This window comes from Moorena sp. SIO3I6, assembly GCF_010672095.1.
On record NZ_JAAHHU010000555.1, the window covers coordinates 1 to 2,820 of the forward strand.

At 42.8% G+C, this 2,820-nt stretch carries 3 protein-coding genes and 1 pseudogene; all 4 read right to left on the bottom strand.

Annotated features, from left to right (window positions below; all coding sequences use genetic code 11):
- A pseudogene (locus tag F6K49_RS39435) lies at positions 1–232 on the bottom strand (sterol desaturase); the annotation flags it as partial.
- Positions 233–486: 254 nt separating this feature from the next.
- Positions 487–1,236: an ABC transporter ATP-binding protein gene (locus F6K49_RS39440; protein WP_366514289.1), complete on the bottom strand. Its 750-nt coding sequence runs from the start codon at positions 1,234–1,236 to the stop codon at positions 487–489.
- A gap of 351 nt (positions 1,237–1,587) precedes the next feature.
- Complete coding sequence (locus F6K49_RS39445) at positions 1,588–1,803, bottom strand: hypothetical protein (protein ID WP_293073029.1); 216 nt, start codon at positions 1,801–1,803, stop codon at positions 1,588–1,590.
- 147 nt (positions 1,804–1,950) lie between these two features.
- Positions 1,951–2,475 (bottom strand): chemotaxis protein CheW, encoded by a 525-nt coding sequence (locus F6K49_RS39450; RefSeq protein WP_293106043.1) that lies wholly within the window; start codon positions 2,473–2,475, stop codon positions 1,951–1,953.
- Between the last annotated feature and the right edge of the window lie 345 nt (positions 2,476–2,820).

Here is a 2,820-nt window from a genome sequence, read left to right on the forward strand (position 1 = left end):
CTAACATTAGCATGACCAAGGCTTCTGGCACATCATTACGCCAGTGCGCCTGTCGATATATGGTATCACTGACAGCAGTTAAATCCTGACGGAAGACCCGATGATGCCACACATGCAAGCGATACAGGGGTGTCCAGTGATGGGACAGGAGGTGATAGAAGTCTCGCACCAGTTCTACCCAAAGAATAGAACCCAGTCCCAAAACCCCTATACCTAGCCAGAAATCTACCATGAACATGATTATGATGCCTAGAGTGAACAGTAACTTGTTGTGTTGGCAAATTGCCCATTCACATCATAATTAGGTAGGTACAAATAAAACTAAGATGCTGAAGGTGAACCATTAACACTCACCCCTCACCCGTCAACTTTCACCTATCAACTGTCACCTATAAACCCTGGCCTTTGGCCACGCGTGCGCGTTCAACCCTGGCCTTAAGGCCGTAGGCCACGCTGCGCGAACGGCCACGGGTGGGCGTTCAACCATCAACCATCAACCTTCAACATTCCATCTTCCATATAAGACACTTGGTCAGCTACATCGATAATACGAGGATCGTGAGTTACCATCAGCACTGTGCAACCTTTTTCCTTAGCCAGACGACGCAGCAACTCAATCACTGTATGACCACTATGAGAATCCAAGGCTGCTGTTGGCTCATCTGCCATAATTAGGGGTGGCTCTTTAGCTAAAGCCCGCGCGATCGCTACCCGTTGCTTCTGTCCCCCTGACAAGTCACTCGGTCTAAGATGTCCTTTCCCCTCTAAACCAACCTGCTCTAATAACGTTTTTGCCTGCTGTCGAGCATTGACCCCCTGAATTCCCTTAATGTTTAGCACAACTTCCACATTCTCTGCTGCTGTCAGAGCTGGAAATAGGTTGAAGTGTTGGAAAATAAAGCCAATGTGTTCCCGTCGAAACTCTGCCAGCTTAGTTCTAGACATACCAGTAATTTCTTGACCCAGTAAATAGACTTTTCCGAGTGTCGGGGTCAGTAATCCCGCCAATATTGACAAAAGGGTAGTCTTGCCAGAGCCAGACGGTCCCATTAAAAGTTGGATATCACCACGTTTGACTTCCCAGTCTATTCCTTTGAGAACTGGAACACGGTTTTGTCCTGACTGGAAGTCCATCTGCACCCCTTTAGCCAGAATGGAGCGTACACCATATTTAGGTAAATCTATAACTTTAGATACTTTAGAGCCGCCCTTAATCAGTTTTTTGGGAAACACCATATATTAAACTTTAGCAGCACCAGTTGACTAGACTCTTAGGTCGTACTGCTGGAAATTGACGACTCCCCATCGCTAAAGCTAGGGGATTTTGGCAGGTTGATCGGTGAACCGGCGAGCTAGACCCAATAGAAACGTTTTGTTTCACATCAGAGGGACTCGCCATAAGTCCTACTGCCAGAGATAACACTTACTATGCTACATCTTATCTCTAGATGCGTTTTGTCGGATACTTGTTCCGACTGCTTCTACTTCACCCTTATATTGCTAAGCATCGTAGATAAAAGCGTGGGTGGAAGCTAAACCTGTGAACTACCATAGGCTGAGCTTACGCTACAGCAATCTATTCGGAATTCACAAGCAACTGCCTAAATTTAGTTGCCCAAACCCAGGTCTTATATTCCTGCCCTCACCAGCAGTCCTAGTTTCTAAGACCGATGATTCTGCTTGGTTGTTTTTTTGCCAACGAAGCTTTTTGACTTGGTTATGGTCAAAGCGCGTTTTTGATGCTACCAACTTCTTAGCACAATTCCCAGAAAAAGGCTCTCCCATACCACGATCACCAAGCACGGATAGAGTGCGGTACTCCCTCCCTAGCCCTTATTCTGGCAGATAGCTATTACCTAATTTTAAGTATAACAGAAATCTCCTCGACTAGGACTATTCCCATGCCATAAAGCTAGGGGAAAAGATAGCTGATTGCTGATTGCTCAATGCTTAACCCCTTTTCGCGCTTTGAGAAACCCAAGGCAGGAATTGATTAACATCTAGCAAAAAGACTGTCAAAGATAAATTTTCTTGGGGAATCACTGCCACATGACTAGCAATTCCTAGGGTATCAGCTTGACGAAAAGACTCTGGTAGGGTACGAATATCACTCACGGAAACCTCTATCAAATTCGGTGTTTTGAGTACAGGGATACCAAATCCTTCACCCATTGTATTTTGAGCAATCAGCAGGAAACGTGCTGGGTTAGAAGTGCTGATTTTGCTAGATTTAAATAACCGGCGATGCAAGTCGATAATAGGAATTTCGTCGTCATCGATATGGGCAATGCCTATATCATTAAGTCCACTGCTATAAACAGTTGTGTAATTAATTACTTTGTTGACACACTCAATCGGAAAGGCGAAATTGATGCTCTCTATTCTAAAGACCACTAATTTCAATAATGATTTAGCCTTATTATTTTGCCATTGATTATTCTCACTAATTTTGGAGTCAATTAAGTTATTTTTCATGCTGTATAATTCATCGTATTAAAATAAGCCTTAAGTATAAAAAAATATAACTATTCTGAACAGGATTTTGCAGTAATAGGAATTGAATGGAGTAACTCACCAGACTAAGTTTGTAAACTTAGGATTAAAAGTATAATGATGGAGGATAATTCAAGGATATGTTTGCAAGTAACTGATTAGTCGTGGACACCCCTCAATAAGCTAATTGCTTATTGCTTTGAGCTAAACGCTAATGTAGGAATTGCTGATAGCACCTCAATTAGCGCCTCAATTAGCGCATTAACTGATAGATGAATACTTAAAATTCCGATTTACTTTGTTCAATAATGTTTTTGATTTTTCCAA